The following is a 22,527-nucleotide window of genomic DNA, read 5'->3' on the forward strand; positions in this document are numbered from 1 at the left end:
GGGCCCTGTCCGGGACGCCCGGCCCCGGGCTACCGTCCCTGCGTGGCGATGTTCCGACTTCAGGGAAGCAAGGTCCTCGCCGTCGACGTGACCGGAGACGCCGTGAAGGCGAAGAACGGCTCGATGGTCGCGTACGACGGGCAGATGGCCTTCAAGAAGCTGAGTGGTGGAGGGGAGGGGCTGCGCGGGATGGTGACCCGGCGGCTCACCGGTGAGCAGATGACGGTGATGGAGGTGAGTGGGCAGGGGACGTGCTGGTTCGCCGACCGGGCTTCCGAGATCAGTCTCGTGAACCTCCAGGGGGACAAGCTGTTCGTGGAGAGCAGCAATCTGCTGGCCACCGACGCGGGTCTGCGGACCGGCACGACGTTCACCGGCCTGCGCGGCGCCTCCCAGGGCAACGGGCTGTTCACCACGACCGTCGAGGGGCACGGGCAGGCCGCGATCACCTCCCACGGGCCGGCCGTGGTGCTGCGGGTCAGCGCGCAGTACCCGCTGACCGTCGACCCGGGGGCGTACGTCGCGCACCAGGGGAATCTGCGGCAGTCCTTCCAGTCGGGTGTGACCTTCCGCACACTCGTGGGTGAGGGCGGCGGCGAGGCGTTCCAGATCCGGTTCGAGGGGGACGGCCTGGTGTACGTGCAGCCGAGCGAGCGCAACACGATCGCGGGGGACGTCTGATGGCCTTCCGCGAGATCAACTCCAAGATGGTGGAGGCCACCGTCGCGCCCGGGCAGCGGCTGTTCAGTCAGCGCGGCGCGATGCTGGCGTACAAGGGGGACGTGACCTTCACCCCCAACTCGGCCGGCGGCCAGGGCGGGATCATGTCGATGATCGGGCGGCGGGTGGCGAACGAGGACACTCCGCTGATGACCGTCGAGGGCAGCGGCACCGTGTTCTTCGGGCACGGCGGTCACCATGTGCAGATCATCCGGCTGGGCGGGGACACCCTGCATGTGGAGGCGGACCGGCTGCTCGCCTTCGAGGGCACGCTGGAGCAGTCGACGGTGTTCCTCGGCTCCCAGGGCGGGGTCATGGGCATGGTGCGGGGGCAGGTGAGCGGGCAGGGACTGTTCACCACCTCCCTGCGCGGGCACGGGGCGGTGGCGGTGATGGCCCACGGGGGCGTGTTCGAGGTGCCGATCACCCCGCAGCGGCCCGTGCACGTGGACCCGCAGGCCTACGTCGCCCACAGCGGCGACGTGCGCAACAAGCTGTCGACGGCGCTGGGCTGGCGCGACATGGTGGGCCGCGGCTCGGGTGAGGCGTTCCAGCTGGAGCTCAGCGGCAGCGGCACGGTGTACGTCCAGGCCTCGGAGGAGAAGCTGTGACCGGCTACCCCGGCGCGGGTCCCGTCGTGTACGACCCGATGACCCTGCCCACCGACGACAACGTCGACAAGTACACCTTCTGCGTGGAGCTCAAGGGCTCCCAGTGGTTCATGCAGAAGGGGAAGATGATCGCCTACTACGGGTCGATCGAGTTCAACGGCATCGGACACGGACGTTTGGACCGGCTTGTCCGTACGTCGTTCCATTCGCCTCTGCACGCGTCGGACTGGGTCGTGGCCGAGGGCTCGGGCAAGATGCTGCTCGCCGACCGGGCCTTCGATGTCAATTCATACGACCTTGACAACGGCAACCTGACCATTCGCTCCGGCAATCTGCTCGCTTTTCAGCCAACTCTGGCACTGAAGCAATCCATCGTGCCGGGATTTCTGACGCTGATCGGAACCGGCAAGTTCGTCGCCGCATCTAACGGCCCGGTGGTGTTCATGGAGCCGCCGATCCGGGTGGATCCGCAGGCTCTCGTCGGCTGGGCCGACTGCCCCTCGCCGTGCCATCACTACGACCATGGCTATATGGCCGGTGTGATGGGCGGTCTACGTGCGCTGACGGGTCTCGGCGGAGCCTCCGGGGAGGAGCACCAGTTCGAGTTCGTCGGAGCCGGCACGGTCCTGCTGCAGTCGTCCGAGGCACTGATGGCCGAGCAGGCGACGGGGACCGTTCCGCATCAGGCGGGGGTACCGGGCGGCGGGGCGCCCGGTGGCCAAGGCGTACCGCGCCTTCCCGGACAGCTGGGAGACCTCCAGCGTCGCTTCGGGCTGTGAGCGGTAGTCTGCGGAGTGTGACATCGAACGCGTGCACGCCGTCACACCACCGCCGATAGTACGCCTTTCAACTTCTTAGGTAGACTTCAATCATGGAGACCGAAACGGCCACGCGCTGGCTGACCGATGCGGAGCAGTGCGCCTGGCGCACCCACCTGGAGGTCAACAGGCTGTTGACATATCAGCTCGAAAAGGACCTGCAGCCGTTCGGCCTGACGATGAACGACTACGAGATCCTGGTGAACCTCTCCGAGTCGGAGGACCTCCGGATGCGGATGAGTGACCTCGCCTCCGCCACCCTCCAGTCCAAGAGCCGTCTCTCGCACCAGATCACGCGCATGGAGAACGCCGATCTGGTGCGCCGGGAGAACTGCGAGTCCGACCGCCGCGGGCTGTACGCGGTCCTCACCGAGCACGGTATGGAGACCATGCAGCGGGTCGCACCGCACCATGTCTCCTCCGTGCGCCGGCACTTCATCGACCTGCTCTCCGAGGACGCGCTCGGTGAGCTCGACAAGTCCCTGAAGCCGATCGCGGAGCATCTGCGCGGTCAGCGCGGCCGCCCCTGAGGCAGCCGCGACGAGGCCTCGCACGTGCCGGGCGGCGACCGGACAGGACACCGCACGGGGGCTTCGCAACCGCGTATCGGCAACGGCTGCCGCGGGGAACCGGCAGCGGTAGCGGCCTCGGCGGCGGCCGGGTGACCGGCCCTGCCCAGGGCATGCCGAGGGCCCCTGACGCAGCACGCGTCAGGGGCCCTCGGCACGTCCGCGCGGGGCGGCCCGGTGACGGCCGGAGCCTCAGCCCCGGGTCAGGCCCGTCACCAGTTCCTCCGCCGCGCGGTACGGGTCCAGCTCGCCCGCCACGATCCGCTCGGCGAGGCTGCTCAGCCGGCGGTCGCCGTGCAGGTCTGCGATGCGTTCGCGGAGGGCGGTGACCGCGATCGTCTCCACCTCGTGGGAGGCACGGGCGAGGCGGCGCTCGGTGAGCACGCCGTGCTCCTCCATCCAGGCCCGGTGCTTCTCCAGGGCCTCGACCACCTCGTCCACCCCCTCGCCGCGGGAGGCGACGGTCTTCACGATCGGGGGACGCCAGTCGCCGGGGGAACGGGACTCGCCGAGCCCGAGCATGTGGTTCAGCTCGCGGGCCGTCGAGTCGGCGCCGTCCCGGTCGGCCTTGTTGACCACGTACACGTCGCCGATCTCCAGGATGCCCGCCTTGGCGGCCTGGATGCCGTCGCCCATGCCCGGGGCCAGCAGGACCATGCTGGTGTCGGCCTGGGAGGCGATCTCCACCTCCGACTGGCCCACGCCGACCGTCTCCACGAGCACGACGTCGCAGCCCGCCGCGTCCAGCACCCTGATCGCCTGCGGCGCCGCCCAGGCGAGCCCGCCGAGGTGCCCGCGGGTCGCCATGGAGCGGATGTAGACGCCGGGGTCGGAGGCGTGGTCGGACATCCGCACCCGGTCACCGAGCAGCGCCCCGCCGGAGAACGGCGAGGACGGGTCGACGGCCAGGACGCCGACCCGCCTGCCCTGTCTGCGGTACGCCGTCACCAGGGCCGAGGTCGACGTCGACTTGCCGACGCCCGGGGACCCGGTGAGACCGACGACGTAGGCGTTGCCGGTCAGCGGGGCGAGCGCCGCCATGACCTCCCTGAGCTGCGGGGACGCCCCCTCCACCAGGGAGATCAGCCGGGCCACGGCGCGCGGCCGGCCCTCCCTGGCCTGGGAAACCAGCGTGGCGACGTCCTGCATCACAGCTCCCGTTCTCCTCGTGTCGGGTACGACGGCGGCCGGTCAGGCCTTGGGCACCCGCACGATCAGCGCGTCGCCCTGGCCGCCGCCGCCGCACAGCGCCGCCGCGCCGACACCGCCGCCGCGCCGCTTCAGCTCCAGCGCCAGGTGCAGCACCAGCCGGGCGCCGGACATGCCGATGGGGTGGCCGAGGGCGATGGCACCGCCGTTGACGTTCACCTTGTCCGTGTCCACGCCGAGGTCCTTCATCGACTGCACGGCGACGGCGGCGAACGCCTCGTTGATCTCGATCAGGTCCAGGTCGGACGTCTCCAGGCCCTCCTTCTTCAGGGCGTGCAGGATCGCGTTCGACGGCTGCGACTGCAAAGAGGTGTCCGGGCCGGCCACGTTGCCGTGGGCGCCGATCTCGGCGATCCAGTCCAGACCCAGCTCCTGCGCCTTGGCCTTGCTCATCACGACCACGGCGGCGGCGCCGTCGGAGATCTGCGAGGCGGTGCCGGCGGTGATCGTGCCGTCCTTGGTGAAGGCCGGGCGCAGCTTGCCGAGCGACTCCGCGGTGGTCTCGGCGCGGATGCCCTCGTCCTTGCTGAAGACGACCGGCTCGCCCCTGCGCTGCGGGATCTCGATCGGGGTGATCTCCGCCTCGAAGACGCCGTTCTTCTGGGCGGCGGCGGCGCGCTGGTGCGACAGGGCGGCGATCTCGTCCTGCACGGCGCGGCCGATGCCGAGGCGGGTGTTGTGCTTCTCGGTGGACTCGCCCATCGGGATGTTCTCCCACGGGTCGGTCAGGCCGTCGTAGGCCATGGCGTCGAGCATCTCGACGGCGCCGTACTTGAAGCCGTCGCGGGACTTCGGCAGCAGGTGGGGGGCGTTGGTCATGGACTCCTGGCCGCCCGCGACCACGATGTCGAACTCGCCCGCGCGGATGAGCTGGTCGGCCAGCGCGATGGCGTCGAGGCCGGACAGGCACACCTTGTTGATGGTGAGCGCCGGGACGTTCATCGGGATGCCGGCCTTGACGGCGGCCTGGCGTGCCGGGATCTGCCCCGCCCCGGCCTGGAGCACCTGGCCCATGATCACGTACTGCACCTGGTCACCGCCGATGCCCGCGCGGTCCAGGGCCGCCTTGATCGCGAAGCCGCCCAGGTCGGCTCCGGAGAAGGTCTTCAGGGAGCCGAGCAGGCGGCCCATGGGAGTACGGGCGCCCGCGACGATGACCGAGGTGGCGCTGTTCGTTCCAGACATGAGGTGCGATCCCCTTTCAGCTGCACAAGCTGAGGAGTGAACGAGGGTTTACTCGAATGTACTGAGCCGGTACTCCGCGCGTCATCGGGCCGTCGGTGTGATCGCGCGCACGTTGCGTAACCATCTTCGGAGCGCTCCACTGAATCCATGCTGACGCGAATCGACCACATCGGGATCGCCTGTTTCGACCTCGACAGGACCGTCGAGTTCTACCGGTCCACCTACGGCTTCGAGGTGTTCCACTCCGAGGTCAACGAGGAGCAGGGCGTGCGCGAGGCCATGCTCAAGATCAACGGTACGTCCGACGGCGGAGCCTCGTACCTCCAGCTGCTGGAGCCCACCCGCGAGGACTCCACAGTCGCAAAGTGGCTCGCCAAGAACGGCGAGGGGGTCCACCACATCGCCTTCGGCACCGCGGACGTCGACGGGGACGCCGCCGACATCCGCGGCAAGGGCGTGCGAGTGCTCTACGACGAGCCCCGTATCGGCTCCATGGGGTCCCGGATCACCTTTCTCCACCCCAAGGACTGCGGCGGTGTTCTCACGGAACTGGTCACTTCGGCGGCCGTTGAGTCACCTGAGCACTGACCCTCGTACATATGGGCCGGTAGGGTTGGGTGCGGTCGCCCGGCTCCCGGGCGTCCACGTCCTGGCGTCGGAGACGGCGCCAGGACCGCCGGGGTCCGGGTTTCGGGGGACGAGCGCCGGGCAGCAGCCCATGCTCCGTTCGTTGATCTGACACCATTCCCCGGGGGCCCCGTTCGGCGGATGGGCGGGGCTCGTTTGGAGAGACTTGCGACCAGGGGACGGATGGGACCGCGCAGTGCGGGGCTACGAGAGCCAGGAGCGAGAGCCGGCGGCTGACGTCGACCACCTCTCTCGGTTCGAGGCCGAGATGAAGCGGCTGAAGACCGAGCGGGAAAAGGCGATCCAGCACGCCGAGGACCTCGGCTACCAGGTCGAGGTGCTGCGCGCCAAGCTGCACGAGGCGCGCCGCACCCTGATGACCAGGCCCGCCTACGACGGTGCGGACATCGGCTATCAGGCCGAGCAGTTGCTGCGCAACGCGCAGGTGCAGGCCGACCAGCTGCGCTCGGACGCCGAGCGCGAGCTGAGCCAGGCGCGGGCGCAGACCCAGCGCATCCTCCAGGAGCACGCCGAGCAGGCGGCCCGGCTCCAGGCCGAGCTGCACCAGGAGGCGGTGACCCGGCGCCAGCAGCTCGACCAGGAGCTGGCCGAGCGCCGCCAGACGGTCGAGGCGCACGTCAACGAGAACGTGGCCTGGGCCGAGCAGCTGCGTGCCCGCAGCGAGGGGCAGGCCCGGCGGCTGCTGGAGGAGTCCCGCGCGGAGGCCGAGAAGGCCCTCGCGGCCGCCCGCACGGAGGCCGAGCGGCTGACCGGCGAGGCCGGCCGGCGGCTCCAGGCCGAGGCCGAGGCGGGGCGCGCGGAGGCCGAGCAGATCCTGCGCCGGGCCCGTGCGGACGCCGAGCGGCTGCTGAACGCGGCTTCCACCCAGGCCCAGGAGGCCACCGACCACGCCGAGCAGCTGCGTTCGTCGACGGCGACGGAGTCGGACTCGGCCCGCCGGCAGTCCGCCGAGCTGAGCCGGGCCGCCGAGCAGCGCATGAGCGAGGCCGAGGAGGCGCTGCGCAAGGCGCAGACCGAGGCCGAGAAGCTGCTGACCGAGGCCAAGGAGTCCGCCGCCAAGGCGCTGGCCGGCGCCGAGGCCGCCAACGAGACCCGCACCCGCACCGCGAAGGAGCAGGTCGCCCGGCTGGTCAGCGAGGCCACCAAGGAGGCCGACACCACCCGGGAGGAGGCCGAGCAGCAGCTGGCCGACGCCCGCGCGGAGGCCGAGAAGATCGTCGCGGAGGCCTCCGAGAAGGCCCGCACGCTCACCGCCGAGGAGAGCGCCACCCAGCTGTCGAAGGCGGCCAAGACCGCCGAGGACGTGCTGAACAAGGCCTCGGAGGAGGCCAAGCAGACCACCCGCGCCGCCGCCGAGGAGGCCGAGCGCATCCGCCGTGAGGCCGAGGCGGAGGCGGACCGGCTGCGCGCCGAGGCGCACGGCATCGCCGAGCAGCTCAAGGGCGCGGCGAAGGACGACACCCAGGAGTACCGCGCCAAGACCGTCGAGCTCCAGGAGGAGGCGCGCCGGCTGCGCGGCGAGGCCGAGAACCTGCGCTCGGAGGCGGTCGGCGAGGGCGAGAAGATCCGCGCGGAGGCCCGCCGTGAGGCGGTCGCGCAGATCGAGGAGGCGGCCCGGTCCGCCGAGGAACTGCTGTCGAAGGCGAAGGCCGACGCCGACGAGCTGCGCCGTATCGCGACCGCGGACAGCGAGAAGGTCCGCACCGAGGCGATCGAGCGGGCGACGAGCCTGCGCCGGCAGGCCGAGGAGACCCTGGAGCGCACCCGCGCGGAGGCCGACCGCCACCGCGAGGAGGCCGTGGAGCAGGCCGACGGCATCCGCGCGGACGCCGAGCGGGCCGCGCGGGAGCTGCGCGAGGAGACCGAGCGGGCGGTCGCGGCCCGGCAGGCGGAGGCCGCCGAGGACCTGACCCGCCGGCACACCGAGGCCGAGCAGCGGCTGGCCTCCGCCGAGCAGGCTCTCGGCGAGGCCCGGGAGGAGTCCGAGCGCATCCGCCGCGAGGCCGCCGAGGAGACCGACCGGCTGCGGGCCGAGGCCGCCGAGCGCATCCGTACGCTCCAGCAGCAGGCCGAGACGGAGGCGGAGCGGCTGCGTGACGAGGCCGCCGCCGACGCGTCCGCCGCCCGCGCCGAGGGCGAGGCCGTCGCCGTACGGCTGCGCACGGAGGCCGCGACCGAGGCGGAGCGGATGCGGCAGGAGGCGCGGGACGGCGCCGACCGTATGCGCGCGGAGGCGCAGGCCGCCGCCGAGCGGCTGGCCACCGAGGCGTCGGAGACGCTGGCCGCCGCTCAGGAGGAGGCCGTCCGGCGCCGCCGCGAGGCGGAGGAGCTGCTGGGTTCGGCCCGGCAGGAGGCCGACCAGGAGCGCGAGCGGGCCCGCGAGCAGAGCGAGGAGCTGCTGGCGAGCGCGCGCAACCGCGTGGAGGAGGCCCAGACCGAGGCGACCCGTCTGGTCGAGGAGGCCGACCGGCGCTCGACCGAGATGGTGTCGGCCGCCGAGCAGCACGCCCAGCAGGTGCGGGAGTCGGTGGCGGGCCTGCACGAGCAGGCGCAGGAGGAGATCACCGGGCTGCGTTCGGCAGCCGAGCACGCAGCGGACCGTACCCGCCGGGAGGCCGAGGAGGAGGCGGACCGGGTCCGTTCCGACGCCTACGCCGAGCGGGAGCGGGCCGGCGAGGACGCGAGCCGGGTGCGCCGCGAGGCGTCCGAGGAGGCGGAGGCCGCGAAGGCGCTCGCCGAGCGGACGATGGCGGACGCGCTGGCCGAGTCCGAGCGGGTGCGCTCGGACGCCTCCGAGCACGCCCAGCGGGTGCGCACGGAGGCCTCGGACACCATCGCGCAGGCCGACCAGGACGCGGCGCGCACCCGGGCGGACGCCCGTGAGGACGCCAACCGCATCCGGTCGGACGCGGCGACGCAGGCGGACACCCTCATCACCGAGGCCCGCAGCGAGGCGGAGCGGCTCACCACCGAGACGGTCGCGGAGACCGACCGGGTGCGTGCCGAGGCGCAGTCGGCCGCCGAGCAGCTGGTCTCGGACGCGACCGGCGAGGCGGAGCGGCTGCGTGCCGGCGCCGCGGAGACGGTCGGTTCGGCGCAGCAGCACGCCGAGCGGCTGCGCGCGGAGGCCGAGCGGCTGCGCGAGGACGCGGCCCGCGAGGCGGAGCGGCTCACCACGGCCGCGCGCCAGGAGGCCGAGCGCACCCTGGACGAGGCGCGCCAGGACGCCAACAAGCGGCGTTCGGAGGCGGCCGAGCAGGTCGACACGCTGATCACGGAGACCGCGGCGGAGGCCGACAAGCTGCTGAACGAGGCGCGGCAGCAGGCGCTGAAGACGACCGCGGACGCCGAGTCGCAGGCCGACACGATGGTGGGCGCGGCGCGCAAGGAGGCGGACCGGATCGTCTCCGAGGCGACGATCGAGGGCAACTCCCGGGTGGAGCGGTCCCGTACGGACGCCGACGAGCTGCTGGTCGGCGCGCGCCGGGACGCGACGGCCATAAGGGAGCGCGCGGAGGAGCTGCGCGACCGCATCACGGCCGAGATCGAGGAGCTGCACGAGCGGGCCCGCCGGGAGGCCGCGGAGACGATGAAGTCGACCGGCGACCGCTGTGACGCGCTGATCACGGCCGCCGAGGAGCAGTTGGAGAAGGCCAAGGCGAAGGCCAAGGACCTGGTGTCGGAGGCGAGCTCCGAGGCGAGCAAGGTGCGTATCGCGGCGGTCCGCAAGGCCGAGGGTCTGCTGAAGGAGGCCGAGCAGAAGAAGGCCTCGCTGATCAAGGAGGCCGAGGAGCTGCGGGCCGAGGCGATCCGTGAGGCGCGGGCGACGGTCGAGGAGGGCAAGCGGGAGCTGGAGGTCCTGGTGCGCCGGCGCGAGGACATCCAGGCCGAGATCTCCCGGGTCCAGGACGTGCTGGAGGCGCTGGAGTCCTTCGAGGCGCCGTCCGCGGGCAAGGACGGGGGCGTCAAGGCGGGCGCGACGGTCGGGGCACCCCGTGCGGGTGCGAAGCCGTCGGACGGCTAGGGCCCTTCTGACGGATCTCCGCGGCGCCCGGCACGCACTCCCCCACCGCCTCAAGGGCGTGGGAGGTACCCCAGCCGCACGGTGTGGAGGGGACAGGCGGCTCCGCCACGTGACCCTCCAGACCGAACGCCGCTCCTTCTCCCACGGCGATCCATCAGAAGGGCGCTGGTCAGGCGGATACGTTCAGGGGGGTTCTGGGGGCTTTGCCCCCAGACGTTCCCGGAGCTTTGCCCATGACTTGGCAAGCGATCCGGGAGTCAGCCACCCAAAAGGGGTGTCATTCTCCAGATCAAACACGCATCCGCTCGATGACACACCGTTCCGACCCCTAGGATTCCACCTATCACCTCACCGGTCTCATTCGACAGGAATCCCATGAGCGACACTTCCCCCTACGGCTTCGAGCTTGTGCGGCGTGGGTACGACCGCGCTCAGGTGGACGAACGTATCTCCAAGCTCGTCTCCGACCGTGACAGCGCTCTCTCCCGCATCACCGCTCTGGAAAAGCGCATCGAGGAGCTCCACCTCGAGACGCAGAACGCCCAGGCCCAGGTAACCGACGCCGAGCCGTCGTACGCCGGTCTCGGCGCGCGGGTCGAGAAGATCCTGCGCCTGGCCGAGGAAGAGGCCAAGGACCTGCGCGAGGAGGCCCGCCGCGCGGCCGAGCAGCACCGCGAGCTCGCCGAGTCGGCCGCCCAGCAGGTGCGCAACGACGCCGAGTCGTTCGCGGCCGAGCGCAAGTCCAAGGCCGAGGACGAGGGCGTCCGGATCGTCGAGAAGGCCCAGGGCGAGGCCGTCCAGCTGCGCTCCGAGGCGCAGAAGGACGCGCAGTCCAAGCGCGAGGAGGCCGACGCGCTCTTCGAGGAGACCCGTGCCAAGGCCGCGCAGGCCGCCGCCGACTTCGAGACGAACCTGGCCAAGCGCCGCGAGCAGTCGGAGCGCGACCTGGCCTCGCGTCAGGCGAAGGCCGAGAAGCGCCTCGCGGAGATCGAGCACCGTGCCGAGCAGCTGCGCCTGGAGGCGGAGAAGCTGCGCACGGACGCCGAGCGCCGCGCCCGCCAGACGGTGGAGACCGCCCAGCGCCAGGCCGAGGACATCGTGGCCGACGCCAACGCCAAGGCCGACCGTATCCGTTCGGAATCCGAGCGCGAGCTGGCCGCCCTCACCAACCGCCGCGACTCGATCAACGCGCAGCTGACGAACGTCCGCGAGATGCTCGCCACGCTGACCGGTGCCGCGGTGGCCGCCGCCGGCTCCCCGGCCGAGGACGAGCCGATCTCCCGCGGCGTCCCGGCGCAGCAGTCCCGGTAACCCTCCGGCGTCGCTTCGCGGAACAGCTGACGAGCCCTCTGTCACTCCGGTGGCAGAGGGCTTTGTCCCGTTCTAGCGTGGCCGCATGATCGAGCTCGAGGGACTGACCAAGCGGTACGGCGAGAAGGTGGCGGTCAACAACCTCACCTTCGCGGTCCGTCCGGGCATCGTCACGGGCTTCCTCGGCCCGAACGGCGCCGGGAAGTCCACGACCATGCGCATGATGCTCGGGCTCGACCGGCCGACGGCCGGGGACGTGCGCATCGACGGCAGGCACTACAACCAGCTGACCGATCCGCTCAGGTACATCGGCGCCCTCCTCGACGCCAAGGCCGTGCACGGCGGCCGCAGCGCCTTCAACCATCTGCTGTGCCTGGCCCAGAGCAACGGCATCCACCGCGGCCGGGTGCACGAGGTGCTGGACACGGTGGGTCTGACCGCCGTCGCCCGCAAGAAGGCCAAGGGGTTCTCGCTCGGCATGGGGCAGCGGCTCGGCATCGCGGCCGCGCTGCTCGGCGACCCGCGGATCCTGATGTTCGACGAGCCGGTCAACGGGCTCGACCCCGAGGGTATCCACTGGATCCGCAACCTGATGAAGGCGCTCGCCGCGGAGGGCCGTACGGTCTTCGTCTCCTCGCACCTGATGAGCGAGATGGCGCTGACCGCCGACCACCTCGTCGTCATCGGACAGGGCCGGCTGCTCGCGGACACCTCCATGGCCGACTTCATCGCCCGCAACTCGCGGACCTTCGTCCGGGTCCGCTCCCCGCAGCGCGAGCGGCTGCTCGACGTGCTGCACCGGGCCGGGATCACGGTGGTGGAGACGGGCAGCGGGGTGCTGGAGGTCGACGGCGGCAAGTCCGAGCGGATCGGTGAGCTGGCCGCGCAGAACCAGGTCGTGCTGCACGAGCTGAGCCCTCAGCAGGCCTCCCTGGAGGAGGCCTTCATGGCGCTGACGGCCGAGTCCGTCGAGTACCACGCGCACACCGACAGGCCTCCCGCGCAGGCGCCGCCGCCGGAGCGGCGGCCGCAGTGGGGCGAGAGCTGGAAGAAGGGCTGAGCATGGCGGCCGCACAGGTCATCCGGTCGGAGTGGACCAAGATCCGCTCGGTGGCGTCCACGGTGTGGACGCTCTCCCTCTCCGTGGTGGTCACCATCGCGCTCGGCATGCTGATCTCGGCGCTGTCGAAGAGCGAGTTCGACAACCTGGACGCCCGTGAGCGGCTCGACTTCGACCCGACCTTCATCAGCTTCGCCGGGATGAGCCTCGGACAGCTCGCGATGATCGTGTTCGGGGTGCTGGTGGTGTCCAACGAGTACAGCACCGGCATGATCCGGGTCTCGCTGTCCGCCGTGCCGCAGCGGGCGACCTTCCTGTTCAGCAAGGTGGCCGTGGCCGCCGTGCTGGCGCTGGCGGTCGGCATGGCGACCAGCTTCGCCACGTTCTTCCTCGGCCAGTCGATGCTGGGTTCGCTGAAGGCGTCGATCGGCGACTCGGGCGTGCTGCGGGCGGTCATCGGCGGCGGCCTCTACATGGCGCTGATCGCGATGTTCTCCATGGGGGTGGCCGCGATGCTGCGCTCCCCCATGCTCTCGCTCGGCATCCTGATGCCGTTCTTCTTCCTGATCTCCAACATCCTCGGCAACGTCGGCGCCACGGAGAAGATCGGCCGCTACCTGCCCGACCAGGCCGGCAGCCGGATCATGCAGGTGGTCCGCCCGGTCGACGACGACACGCCGTACGGGCCCTGGGGCGGGCTCGGGATCATGGCGCTGTGGGTGGCCGCGGCCCTGATCGGCGGTTATGTGCTGCTGAAGCGGCGGGACGCGTGACTCGCACTCGAAAGGGTGCTCGTTTTTTACCTCCTCTTGGAGGGAACCGTCAGCGCCTCGATATCCTCCTAACCCTTACGGGGGCGTGTGCCCCGCTGTCCTGAACCTCTCGATGGGTGCGGAGCATGATCGAGGCAGTCGGCCTGACCAAGCGCTACGGCGACAAGACCGCTGTGTACAACCTTTCCTTCCAGGTGCGGCCCGGGGCCGTCACCGGCTTCCTCGGGCCGAACGGCTCGGGCAAGTCGACCACGATGAGGATGATCCTCGGGCTGGACAACCCCACCTCGGGGCAGGTGACGATCGGCGGCTACCCGTACCGCAAGCTGCCGAACGCGCCGCGCCAGGTCGGCGCGCTGCTCGACGCCAAGGCCGTGCACGGCGGCCGCTCGGCCCGCAACCATCTGCTCAGCCTCGCCCAGCTGTCCGGCATCCCGGCCCGCCGCGTCGACGAGGTGCTCGGTGTCGTCGGCCTCCAGGACGTCGCACGCAAGCGCTCCAAGGGCTTCTCGCTCGGCATGGGGCAGCGTCTCGGCATCGCCGCCGCGCTGCTCGGCGACCCCCAGGTGCTGCTCTTCGACGAGCCGGTCAACGGCCTCGACCCCGAGGGCATCCTCTGGGTGCGCAACCTGATGAAGGCGCTGGCCGCGGAGGGCCGTACGGTCTTCGTCTCCTCGCACCTGATGAGCGAGATGGCGCTGACCGCCGACCACCTCATCGTGATCGGCCGCGGCCAGCTGCTCGCCGACATGGGCGTCAAGGACTTCATCGCGGCGAACTCCGCGGGCTTCGCGCGGGTGCGCACCCCGGACACCGAGCCGCAGCTGCGCGAGAAGCTGGGCTCCGCGCTGACCGAGGCGGGCGCGCACGTGCTGCCCGAGCAGGACGGCGCCCTGCGGGTGACCGGGCTGCCCCTGCCCCGCATCAGCGACATCGCGCACGAGGCCGACGTACGGCTGTGGGAGCTGTCGCCGCACCAGGCCTCGCTGGAGGAGGCGTACATGCGGATGACGCAGGGCGCGGTGGACTACCGTTCCACCATCGACCAGAAGGCCGGCCTCCAGCAGCCCCTGCCGCCCGGCGCCCAGCCGCCCATGCCGGTGCCCGGCCAGGGCCAGCCCGGCTGGTACGCCCCGCCGCCGCCCCAGCAGGGCGGTGCGCCCTTCACCGCCCCGCAGGGCGCGAACCCGTACCTCCAGGCCGCCCCGGGCGCGGATCAGCCCGGCTTCGGCCAGCCGGTGCCGGGTGCGCCGGCGCCGCAGCCGTTCGCCGCCCCGCAGGGCGCTCCCGCGCCGCAGGCCCCGGCCGCCGCTCCTCAGCCGCCCGCGTCCGCACCCTCCGCCGCCCCGAACAAGCCCGAGGACGTCCGATGAGCACGCCCCAGCACCCGATGCCGCAGGCCGCGCCCGAGTGGAAGGCGCCGGCCGGTCCGCCGCACGCCGCGTACAGCTCGCCCATCCCCGTGGTGCGCACGCACCTGGGCCACGCCCTCGCCTCGGAGTGGACGAAGATCAAGTCGATCCGCTCCACGATGTGGACGCTGGGCGTCTTCCTCCTGCTGGTCGTCGGCATCGGCCTGCTGACCGGCCTGGTGGTGGCGTCCAACTCCGAGGACGCGGGCCTCGGTGACGAGAACCCGCTCGGCCTCGGCTTCTTCGGGCTGCTGCTCGGCAACATGTGCCTGATCACGCTGGGCGTGCTCACCACGGCCTCCGAGTACGGCACCGGCATGATCCGCACGACCATGACCGCCTGCCCCACCCGCGGCCGGGTCCTCGCGGCGAAGTCGCTGGTGTTCTTCGTGCTGGCGTTCGTGGTGACGCTGGTGGCCTCGGGCTTCGTCGCCCTGGTCCAGGTCGGCCTGGTCGGCGACGCGCGTGAGCCCACCGGCGCGGAGTGGTTCAAGGGGACCGTCGGCGTCTCGCTCTACCTGGCCCTGCTCGGCCTGCTGTCGCTGCTGATCGGCTCGGTCATCCGGCACTCGGCGGGCGCCATCACGATCATGATCGCGGCGGTGCTCGCGCCGCTGGTGATCGCGCTGTTCATGTTCTCGTCCTCGCTGGAGGACGTGCGCCAGGCGCTGTTCGAGTACTCGATCCCGAACCAGCTGAGCGTCTTCTACTCCAACTCCCTCACCGAGACCGGCCCGTCGGGCTGGGACCCGCTGTGGATCATGCTGGTCGCGGTCGGCGTGGCCTTCGCGGGCGCCTACGCCCTGCTGGAGCGGCGGGACGTGTGACCCCGCCCGCCCTTCCCGCACCCGGACCGCCCGGGCCGTGCGGGAGACGGGACCTTCGGAACAGGATCTAGAACCTGGGCGCGTTACGGGACCGCTGCACCGGTGTGGTGCGGCGGTCCCGCGCGTTCCAGCACGCCTTGTGCCAGTGCCGGCGGTCGTCCACACCCGCGTGCGCGGGCCAGGCCACCACGTGCGGGACGCCGGAGGGGATCATCTGGTCGCAGCCGGGGCAGCGGTAGGTCTTGCCCTGCGCGCTCGCGCCCGCCACGTGCCGCACCGTCCAGTCCTCGCCCTGCCAGTGCTCCGAGGACTCCCAGCCGCCGTAGCGGCCCGGCCGGTCGTCCTCGGCATTGCGGCCGGACGAGGATTCGCCACCCTTGGGTCGGTTGCGACGCGGGGACACAGAACACCTCACGGGGCTATACAGGAATCACGGTCCGTGTCCAGCGTACGCGGCATCAGGCAGGGCACCCGGCGGTCCGTGGGGTTCGCCCGTCCCCACCGGGACGGCCCATTCGGCAGACAATCCGCAAATTCATCCGTCAGGCCGTGTCCTCGGCACGTGTCGGACGGTTATGCCGGGTGGGGGAGCTCCGTGTCGGAGCCAAGGAAGCAGGAAGTTGCGATGCGCGTAGGAAGTTTCGTGCTGGCGGCCCAGTTCCCGGGACAGGGCCAGGGGGAGGCACTGCACCGGGCGGTGCGCACGGCGGAGGTCACGGAGGAGGCCGGGCTGGACGCGGTCTGGCTGGCGGAGCACCACTTCGTGCCGTACGGCACCTGCCCGTCCGCGGTCACGCTGGCCGCGCTGCTGCTGGGCCGCACCCGCCGGATCCGGGTCGGCACCGCGGTGTCCGTCCTGCCCACCACCCACCCCGTGACGCTCGGCGAACAGGCCGCGCTGCTGCACCTGACGAGCGGCGGCCGCTTCTCGCTGGGCGTGGGCCGGGGCGGGCCGTGGGTGGACCTGGAGGTGTTCGGCACCGGCCTGGACGCGTACGAGAAGGGGTTCCCGGAATCACTCGATCTGCTGGTGCGCTGGCTGCGCGAGGCGCGGGTGTCGGCGGCCGGGGAGCGCTTCGCGTTCCGTGAAGTCCCGGTCGTGCCAAGGCCGTCGGAGTCCCTGACGGACGCCGCCGGGCCGGAGACGCTGGTCGCCTGCACCTCCCCCGCGTCCGTCCGGCTGGCCGCCGAGCGCGGGCTGCCGATGCTGCTGGGCATGCACATCGGGGACGAGGAGAAGGCCGAGATGACCGCGCAGTGGCGCCGGCACGCCCGCGCGGCCGGCCGCCCCGCCGAGGAGATCCGGGACCCGGGCCATGTGTCCGCCGGGGTCTGCCAGATCGCCGACCGGCGTACGGACGCGGCCGAGGCCCTGCTGAAGGCGATGCCGGGCTGGCTGAGGCAGGGGCTCGACGCGCATGTCACGGTCGACGGCCGCGAGCGCCGGATGCGCGATCCCCTGGCGTACACCGAACTGCTCTGCGGGCTGCACCCGGTGGGCACCCCGCGGCTGTGCGCGGACCGGCTCGCCGCGACGGCGGAGCGCACCGGGGTCTCCCGCTTCGCCCTGCTCGTCGAGGGCTCGGGCGACCTCGCGGCCACGGAGGAGAACGTACGGCGGCTCGGCGCGGAAGTCCTGCCACAGCTGCGCTGAACCACCGTGCCCCACGGGCTGCTTGCCGCCCCGGCCGAACTGCACCTCCCCCCGTACGGAGCGGCAAGCGAGTCGTTCAACGCCTCAGCAGTCCCGCAGCTCCGGGGACTGGTTCAGCAACTGACTGCGGACCGAGGTGAAGCGGGCCAGCGTCTGGTCGACGGAGGTGTCCATCGGGAACACCGCCACCCGGTGGCAGTTCTGGAAGGCCAGTCGCACCCCGAAGTGCCGTTGCAGCGCACCGCGTATGGCGTCACTCGCCAGCGCACGCAACAGCTGACCGCGTGCCTGCTCGTCCGGCGGGGGCGTCTGGTTGTCGGCGAACTGTCCGCCGTCCACCTTCAGCTGGGCCACCAGGGAGCTGATCATCTCCCATGCGTAGGGCAGGGAGGTCCGGACGCAGTCGACGAAGGCTGCTTCGTCGACCTCGCCTCGCTCGGCCTGTTCGAGTAGGGCCGGTGAGACGTCGAGCGACATGGGTTCTCCTCTCGCACCCCCGCGACGCAGGGGTTGCCGGACAGAAAAGGAAGGTCGCGAACTCCGACACGCTGCGTACACACATCGCAACCTCCCGTTTCATACGGTAGGCAACAGACGGTGACGGCACCAGGAGAATGCACACATAGGGAACCCCGGGCCCGCGCACAATCGGCCACTACCGAACAGGACCGTTCTGGATCAAAAGGGGCGGCACCCCGAGCGACGGCTGGGGGCGGTGGTGGGCGACGGACGGGCGAATCGCGTCCACCCCCGGCCGTCGAGTAGCGTTGCGGACCATGCGTCTCGTCATTGCCCGGTGTTCCGTCGACTACGCCGGCCGGCTCACCGCTCACCTGCCCTCGGCGCCCCGTCTGATCCTGGTCAAGGCGGACGGGAGCGTCTCGATCCACGCCGACGACCGGGCCTACAAGCCCCTCAACTGGATGTCGCCGCCGTGCACTCTGAAGGAGGGCACGGGCGACGACGAGGGCGTGTGGACCGTCGTCAACAAGGCGGGCGAGAAACTGATCATCACGATGGAGGAAGTCCTCCACGACTCCTCGCACGAACTGGGCGTGGACCCCGGCCTGATCAAGGACGGCGTGGAAGCGCACCTCCAGGAACTGCTCGCCGACCGCATCGAGACGCTGGGCGACGGCTACACGCTGATCCGCCGCGAGTACATGACGGCGATCGGACCGGTCGACATCCTGTGCCGTGACGCCGAGGGGCAGACCGTCGCGGTCGAGATCAAGCGCCGGGGCGAGATCGACGGCGTCGAGCAACTGACCCGCTATCTGGAGCTGTTGAACCGCGACCCGCATCTCGCGCCGGTCCGCGGTGTCTTCGCCGCCCAGGAGATCAAGCCCCAGGCCCGCGTCCTCGCCACCGACCGCGGCATCGGCTGCCAGGTCCTGGACTACGACGCGATGCGCGGCATCGAGGACGACAAGCTGCGGCTGTTCTGATCCGGGCGCCTTCGCGCGTACCGCACCGCACCGCGATCAGGGCCGGGTTCCCCAGGGGGACCCCGGCCCTGACGCGTACCGCCGTGGGTCAGACGATGCCGGCCGGGCCAGCGCTCTCCCGGCCGGTCTCGAAGGTGCTCGCCGAGGCCGTCGCCGAACCGCTCGCCGAGTTGCTCGTGGTCGGCGAGCCCGAGGGCGACCCGCTCGGGGTTCCCGAGGGTGTGCCGCTCGGCGTCCCGGACGGTGTCGGCGTCGGGGACGACGGCCGCGGGGAGGTGGAGGGACGGCTCGTCGGCTTCTTGGTGGGCGACTTCGTGGGCGAGGCGGACGGCCGGGGCGTCCGGCCGCCGGTGCCGCTCGGGGTGGGCACGGGAGCGTTCTGCACGGGGACCGTGGCCGGGTCGTCCAGGGTGCCCTCGGGGCTGGGGCCGGTCGGGCGGCTGGTGGCGGTGCCGGTGTCGCCGCCGGTCTCGGGGGCCTCGTCGGAGCCCAGGCTGTCCTCGCCCTGGTCCTGGCTGACCGAGGGGTTCACCCCCACCCGGTCCGAGGGGTCGTCGGCGTCGTGGCCGGACGTGGCGCCCAGGGTCACCACCGTGCCCAGCACCGCGACGAGCAGCGCGCCCGCGCCCGTCGCCGCGAGGTTGCGCCGGGCCAGCCCGAGCAGCCCGCCGCGGGCGGCGCGGGGCGGGGCGGAGCCCTCCGGGTCCCGCCGCGTCACCGGCCCCGAGGTGTCGTCGTGGGAGCGCCTCAGCGCGGGGAACGGCATGAGCGACGGCGCGGCACCGGCCGCGCCCGCCGCCTCGTCCTTGCGGGGCTCGGGCAGTTCGGCCAGGAGGGCGAGCGGCAGGCCCGGCCCCGGGGTCGTGCCGGAGCGGTCGTCCACCAGGGCGAGCGCCCTGCGGCCTGCGACCGTGCCGCGCTTGTCGGCGAGGGCGCCGCGCAGGCCGATGGACGCCTCCAGTTCGGCGCGGGCTCGGTCGAGCTGTCCGCCGCACAGCGCGAGGACGCCGAGCTCGTGGTGGAAGTAGGCCTGTTCGGACACGGCACCGGCCAGCCGTGCGGCCTCGGCGCCGGCCCGAAGCGTCCGCTCCCAGGCGCTCCAGTCGAGGCCCGCGGCGAACGCGGGCGCCGCGGCGCGGGCCAGCTGTACGGCCGGGCTCTCCTCGTCCTCGGGCGGCACGGTGGTCACCGGCACCAGCGCGGTGAGCGCGCTGAGCACGGCGTCGGCCTCGGCGCACACGCGCTCGGGGGTGACCGAGGGGTGTGCGGCCCACCAGGCGTAGTGCTGGGCGGCGGCCAGGGCACGGGTGTCGGCCTCGTCGCCGTATCCGGCGGACTCCAGCTGGGTCAGCACACCGGCGGCGAGCCGGTAGCGGGCGCCGACCGGGGTGACCAGGGCGCAGCCGAGGAGTTCGCCGAGGGCGGCGTCGGCATGGGTGTCGCCCACCAGGGCGGGCAGATGCGCCTGGTCCGGGACCTCGCCGCCGAGGGCGACGGCGAAGCGCAGGGCGGCGCGGGCGGAGGAGCTGAGCCGGGAGGCGAGCAGAGCGGCGGGCGCGGCTCCCTCGGCGAGGGAGGGCAGGGGCACCTCGTCGGCGGGCTCGTCGGCGGGGGCCGGGGTGTCCTCGACGGGGACGTCGGGTTCGAAGACGCCGTACTCGTCGAGGGCGTCGGCCCCGGCGCGAAGCCGGTCGCGCTGCCGCAGCAGGGCGCCGGCCTGGACGAACCTGAGGGGCAGGCCCTCGGACTCGAACCACAGGTCGCCGGCCCAGTTGGCCTCGTCCTCGGAGAGCGTGCGGCCGACGGCGGACTCCAGCAGCTTCAGTCCGCCGGCGCGGTCGAGGCCGTCGAGGAGGACCTCGTCGAAGTCGGCGTCGGCGGAGGGCGCGGGCACGTCGGGCGTGGCGGCGACCAGGAAGGCGCACTCGGGGGTGGCGTCCAGCAGGGCGTCGAGGGCGGCGCCGCCGAACTCCAGGTCGTCCACGACGACGACGGCGCCGATCTCGCCGACGCGGTCGAGCAGTTCGTCGCCTTCCGGGCGGTGCCCGGGTGCGCGGTGGACGGCGTGGAAGAGGTCGTGCAGCAGGTCGTCGGCGGTGCGGTGGAAGCCGCTGAGGCGGACCACGCCGTCGGGGGCGAGGTCGGCGCAGTCGCGGGCGACGAGGTCGAGCAGGCGGGTGCGGCCGGATCCGGAGGCGCCGGTCAGCCGTATGGAGCGGCCCCGGGCGAGGAGCCGTACAAGGCGCTCGTGCTCGTCCTGGCGGCCCAGCAGCGGCGCTTCGGCTCGGGCCGGGCCGGCCGGGACCGGCGGTTCGGCGGCGCGGGCGGTCTCGGCGCGCTCGTCGGCGTCGAGCTTCTCGGGGCGGGCGGGGCGCCGGGCGGGCGGACAGACCTCGATCTCGCTGCCGTCGACGGGGTTGACGGTGAGCAGGAACTCGCCGGAGACGAGTTCGGTCATGCGGGCCTGAGGGGCTGTGTGCTGGCCGAGTTCGGGCGCGATGGCGTCCCGGGGCGGGCGCTGGCGCGGCGGCTGTGCCGTGCCGCCCTCGAAGGCGTTCGGGCGGGAGGCACGTCCGTCGTCGTGGCCGTGGTCCTCGGGTCCCCGGGTGGTCGGGTCCATAGGTTCAAGCCCCCCAAAAGCGTGGTGTGGCGGTAGCCCCTCCCGGCCTTGCTGCACGCTGCGCTGTCGCTTCTGGTCCGGTACCCGCCGATGGGTTTCAGGCGGCGGGCAGACGAACCGTAAACCTTCGATCCGCTTCTACGACAGCCCGGGGTGCCGGCCCGTCCGAGACGTCATGGTCTCGTGATGATTGGGCGCGTCGGGCGATTCGACGCCTCGCGTCCGGTCCTGGTCACCGCCCGTATCGGGGGTCACACCCGGGGCAGCGACTCCACCCCGAGGCCGCCCTCGATGGCCAGGATCCGGTGCAGCCGGGTGGCCACGAGCAGGCGCTGCATCTGCGGCGGCACGTCGCGCAGCACCAGGCGGCGGCCGCAGCGGCCGGCGCGCCGGTGGGCGCCCATGATCACGCCGAGCCCGGTGGCGTCCCAGGAGTCCAGCTCCGACAGGTCGAGGACCAGGTCCCCGGCTCCGTCGTCGACGGCCGAGTGCAGGACCGTACGGGCGTCCGCGGCACTGCGAACGTCGAGGCGGCCCCCGACGACCACCTCGGCGTGGTCGCCCCTGATGTACATAAGTGCTCCTGTGCGTGCGTCTGGTGCTCCGCGATGCGATGAGTGTGGTGCCGTGCTGTACGAGCTACGGTTGCAACCTCTGACGGTGTCGAGGCGTCAGAGGTTGCCGTCCGTAAGCGAACCGATACCCAATTCACCCCTTGGTGTGACACCTGTGGGGCGTGTGCGGTTCTCAGTGCTTGTAGAAGCCCTGCCCGCTCTTGCGGCCGATGTCACCGGCGTCCACCATCCGGCGCATCAGCTCCGGCGGGGCGAACTTCTCGTCCTGGGTCTCGGTGTAGATGTTGCCGGTGGCGTGCAGCAGGATGTCGACGCCGGTGAGGTCCGCGGTGGCCAGCGGGCCCATGGCGTGGCCGAAGCCCAGCTTGCAGGCCAGGTCGATGTCCTCGGCGGTGGCGACGCCCGACTCGTAGAGCTTGGTGGCCTCCACCACGAGGGCGGAGATCAGCCGGGTGGTCACGAAGCCGGCCACGTCACGGTTGACGACGATGCAGGTCTTGCCGACGGACTCGGCGAACTCCCGCGCGGTGGCGAGCGCCTCGTCGCCGGTCTTGTAGCCGCGCACCAGCTCGACGAGCTGCATCATCGGCACCGGCGAGAAGAAGTGGACGCCGACGACGCGCTCGGGGCGCTCGGTGACGGCCGCGATCTTGGTGATCGGGATGGCGGAGGTGTTGGAGGCGAGCACGGCCTCCGGGCGCACGATCTTGTCGAGCGCGCGGAAGATCTCGTGCTTGACCTCGAGCTTCTCGAAGACGGCCTCGACCACGATGTCGGCGTCCGCCGCCGCGTCCAGGTCGGTCGTCGTGGTGATCCGCCCGAGCGCCGCCTCGGCGTCGGCGGCGTCCAGCTTGCCCTTGCTCACGAACTTGTCGTACGACGCCTTGATGCCGTCCGTACCGCGCTTCAGCGCCTCGTCGGTGACGTCGCGCAGGACGACGTCCCACCCCGCCTGCGCGGAGACCTGAGCGATGCCGGAACCCATGAGACCGGCCCCGATGACGGCAAGCTTCCGTGCCACTCCGACTCCCTTGTATGCATACACGCTGTTTACGTTTGCTCT

20 protein-coding genes are annotated in these 22,527 nt (G+C 71.9%); 13 read left to right on the top strand and 7 right to left on the bottom strand.

Translation table 11 applies throughout. The features are described from left to right. Nucleotides 1–48: 48 nt before the first annotated feature. The 4 genes from ACFYR0_RS29250 to ACFYR0_RS29265 all read left to right on the top strand — a co-directional run bounded on the left by ACFYR0_RS29250 (nt 49) and on the right by ACFYR0_RS29265 (nt 2,679). Entirely contained in the window at nt 49–681 is a 633-nt protein-coding gene (locus tag ACFYR0_RS29250; protein ID WP_389334746.1) for an AIM24 family protein, read from the top strand. Continuing rightward, the gene (locus ACFYR0_RS29255) at nt 681–1,331 is read left to right on the top strand and encodes an AIM24 family protein (protein WP_389334496.1); all 651 of its coding nucleotides are present in this window, start codon (nt 681–683) and stop codon (nt 1,329–1,331) included. Before ACFYR0_RS29250 ends, ACFYR0_RS29255 begins: the two co-directional genes overlap by 1 nt. Continuing rightward, a complete protein-coding gene (locus tag ACFYR0_RS29260; protein ID WP_389334499.1) occupies nt 1,328–2,110 on the top strand; it encodes an AIM24 family protein in 783 nt (260 codons plus the stop codon). Before ACFYR0_RS29255 ends, ACFYR0_RS29260 begins: the two co-directional genes overlap by 4 nt. A gap of 92 nt (nt 2,111–2,202) precedes the next feature. Next, entirely contained in the window at nt 2,203–2,679 is a 477-nt protein-coding gene (locus tag ACFYR0_RS29265; RefSeq protein ID WP_386380999.1) for a MarR family winged helix-turn-helix transcriptional regulator, read from the top strand. Nucleotides 2,680–2,910: 231 nt separating this feature from the next. On the opposite strand, the gene meaB is transcribed toward ACFYR0_RS29265, so the two are convergent. Further along, entirely contained in the window at nt 2,911–3,867 is a 957-nt protein-coding gene (gene meaB, locus ACFYR0_RS29270; protein ID WP_389334503.1) for a methylmalonyl Co-A mutase-associated GTPase MeaB, read from the bottom strand. A 42-nt stretch (nt 3,868–3,909) separates the two neighbouring features. Further along, nucleotides 3,910–5,112 carry an acetyl-CoA C-acetyltransferase gene (locus tag ACFYR0_RS29275; RefSeq protein WP_389334506.1) on the bottom strand — a complete coding sequence of 401 codons (1,203 nt, stop codon included), beginning with the start codon at nt 5,110–5,112 and terminating at the stop codon, nt 3,910–3,912. Between the two features lie 147 nt (nt 5,113–5,259). Here ACFYR0_RS29275 and mce point away from each other — a divergent pair, with 147 nt between their 5' ends. The 7 genes from mce to ACFYR0_RS29310 all read left to right on the top strand — a co-directional run bounded on the left by mce (nt 5,260) and on the right by ACFYR0_RS29310 (nt 15,167). Further along, on the top strand, nt 5,260–5,700 hold the full coding sequence (gene mce / locus ACFYR0_RS29280; RefSeq protein WP_389334509.1) for a methylmalonyl-CoA epimerase: 441 nt from the start codon (nt 5,260–5,262) through the stop codon (nt 5,698–5,700). Nucleotides 5,701–5,935: 235 nt separating this feature from the next. Further along, nucleotides 5,936–9,784, top strand: a complete 3,849-nt coding sequence (gene scy / locus ACFYR0_RS29285; RefSeq protein ID WP_389334512.1) for a polarized growth protein Scy — start codon at nt 5,936–5,938, stop codon at nt 9,782–9,784. 375 nt (nt 9,785–10,159) lie between these two features. Next, nucleotides 10,160–11,095, top strand: coding sequence for a cellulose-binding protein (locus ACFYR0_RS29290; RefSeq protein ID WP_386380994.1), 936 nt, complete (start codon nt 10,160–10,162; stop codon nt 11,093–11,095). Between the two features lie 85 nt (nt 11,096–11,180). After that, nucleotides 11,181–12,155 (top strand): ABC transporter ATP-binding protein, encoded by a 975-nt coding sequence (locus tag ACFYR0_RS29295; RefSeq protein WP_389334515.1) that lies wholly within the window; start codon nt 11,181–11,183, stop codon nt 12,153–12,155. 2 nt (nt 12,156–12,157) lie between these two features. Continuing rightward, nucleotides 12,158–12,928: an ABC transporter permease gene (locus ACFYR0_RS29300; protein WP_389334518.1), complete on the top strand. Its 771-nt coding sequence runs from the start codon at nt 12,158–12,160 to the stop codon at nt 12,926–12,928. A gap of 125 nt (nt 12,929–13,053) precedes the next feature. Continuing rightward, nucleotides 13,054–14,301 carry an ABC transporter ATP-binding protein gene (locus tag ACFYR0_RS29305; RefSeq protein ID WP_389334521.1) on the top strand — a complete coding sequence of 416 codons (1,248 nt, stop codon included), beginning with the start codon at nt 13,054–13,056 and terminating at the stop codon, nt 14,299–14,301. Further along, complete coding sequence (locus ACFYR0_RS29310; protein WP_389334524.1) at nt 14,298–15,167, top strand: ABC transporter permease; 870 nt, start codon at nt 14,298–14,300, stop codon at nt 15,165–15,167. Before ACFYR0_RS29305 ends, ACFYR0_RS29310 begins: the two co-directional genes overlap by 4 nt. A gap of 67 nt (nt 15,168–15,234) precedes the next feature. Here the strand turns inward: ACFYR0_RS29310 and ACFYR0_RS29315 are convergent, their stop codons facing one another. Beyond that, nucleotides 15,235–15,570, bottom strand: a complete 336-nt coding sequence (locus tag ACFYR0_RS29315) for an ATP/GTP-binding protein (protein WP_386380989.1) — start codon at nt 15,568–15,570, stop codon at nt 15,235–15,237. A gap of 222 nt (nt 15,571–15,792) precedes the next feature. Here ACFYR0_RS29315 and ACFYR0_RS29320 point away from each other — a divergent pair, with 222 nt between their 5' ends. Further along, nucleotides 15,793–16,821, top strand: a complete 1,029-nt coding sequence (locus ACFYR0_RS29320; protein WP_389334527.1) for an LLM class flavin-dependent oxidoreductase — start codon at nt 15,793–15,795, stop codon at nt 16,819–16,821. 84 nt (nt 16,822–16,905) lie between these two features. Here the strand turns inward: ACFYR0_RS29320 and ACFYR0_RS29325 are convergent, their stop codons facing one another. Beyond that, a complete protein-coding gene (locus ACFYR0_RS29325; RefSeq protein ID WP_386380987.1) occupies nt 16,906–17,298 on the bottom strand; it encodes an SCO5389 family protein in 393 nt (130 codons plus the stop codon). 299 nt (nt 17,299–17,597) lie between these two features. On the opposite strand from ACFYR0_RS29325, the gene nucS reads away from it, so the two are divergent. After that, nucleotides 17,598–18,269 (top strand): endonuclease NucS, encoded by a 672-nt coding sequence (gene nucS, locus ACFYR0_RS29330; protein WP_389334530.1) that lies wholly within the window; start codon nt 17,598–17,600, stop codon nt 18,267–18,269. A gap of 88 nt (nt 18,270–18,357) precedes the next feature. Here nucS and ACFYR0_RS29335 read toward each other — a convergent pair whose 3' ends face one another. The 3 genes from ACFYR0_RS29335 to ACFYR0_RS29345 form a co-directional block, all read right to left on the bottom strand. Beyond that, nucleotides 18,358–20,889 carry an ATP-binding protein gene (locus tag ACFYR0_RS29335; protein ID WP_389334533.1) on the bottom strand — a complete coding sequence of 844 codons (2,532 nt, stop codon included), beginning with the start codon at nt 20,887–20,889 and terminating at the stop codon, nt 18,358–18,360. A gap of 251 nt (nt 20,890–21,140) precedes the next feature. After that, the gene (locus ACFYR0_RS29340; protein ID WP_386380984.1) at nt 21,141–21,464 is read right to left on the bottom strand and encodes an STAS domain-containing protein; all 324 of its coding nucleotides are present in this window, start codon (nt 21,462–21,464) and stop codon (nt 21,141–21,143) included. A gap of 172 nt (nt 21,465–21,636) precedes the next feature. Continuing rightward, complete coding sequence (locus ACFYR0_RS29345) at nt 21,637–22,485, bottom strand: 3-hydroxyacyl-CoA dehydrogenase family protein (protein ID WP_389334536.1); 849 nt, start codon at nt 22,483–22,485, stop codon at nt 21,637–21,639. Nucleotides 22,486–22,527: the final 42 nt, after the last annotated feature.

It is taken from the genome of Streptomyces sp. NPDC005017 (genome assembly GCF_042873115.1).
Taxonomy (GTDB): Bacteria; Actinomycetota; Actinomycetes; order Streptomycetales; family Streptomycetaceae; genus Streptomyces.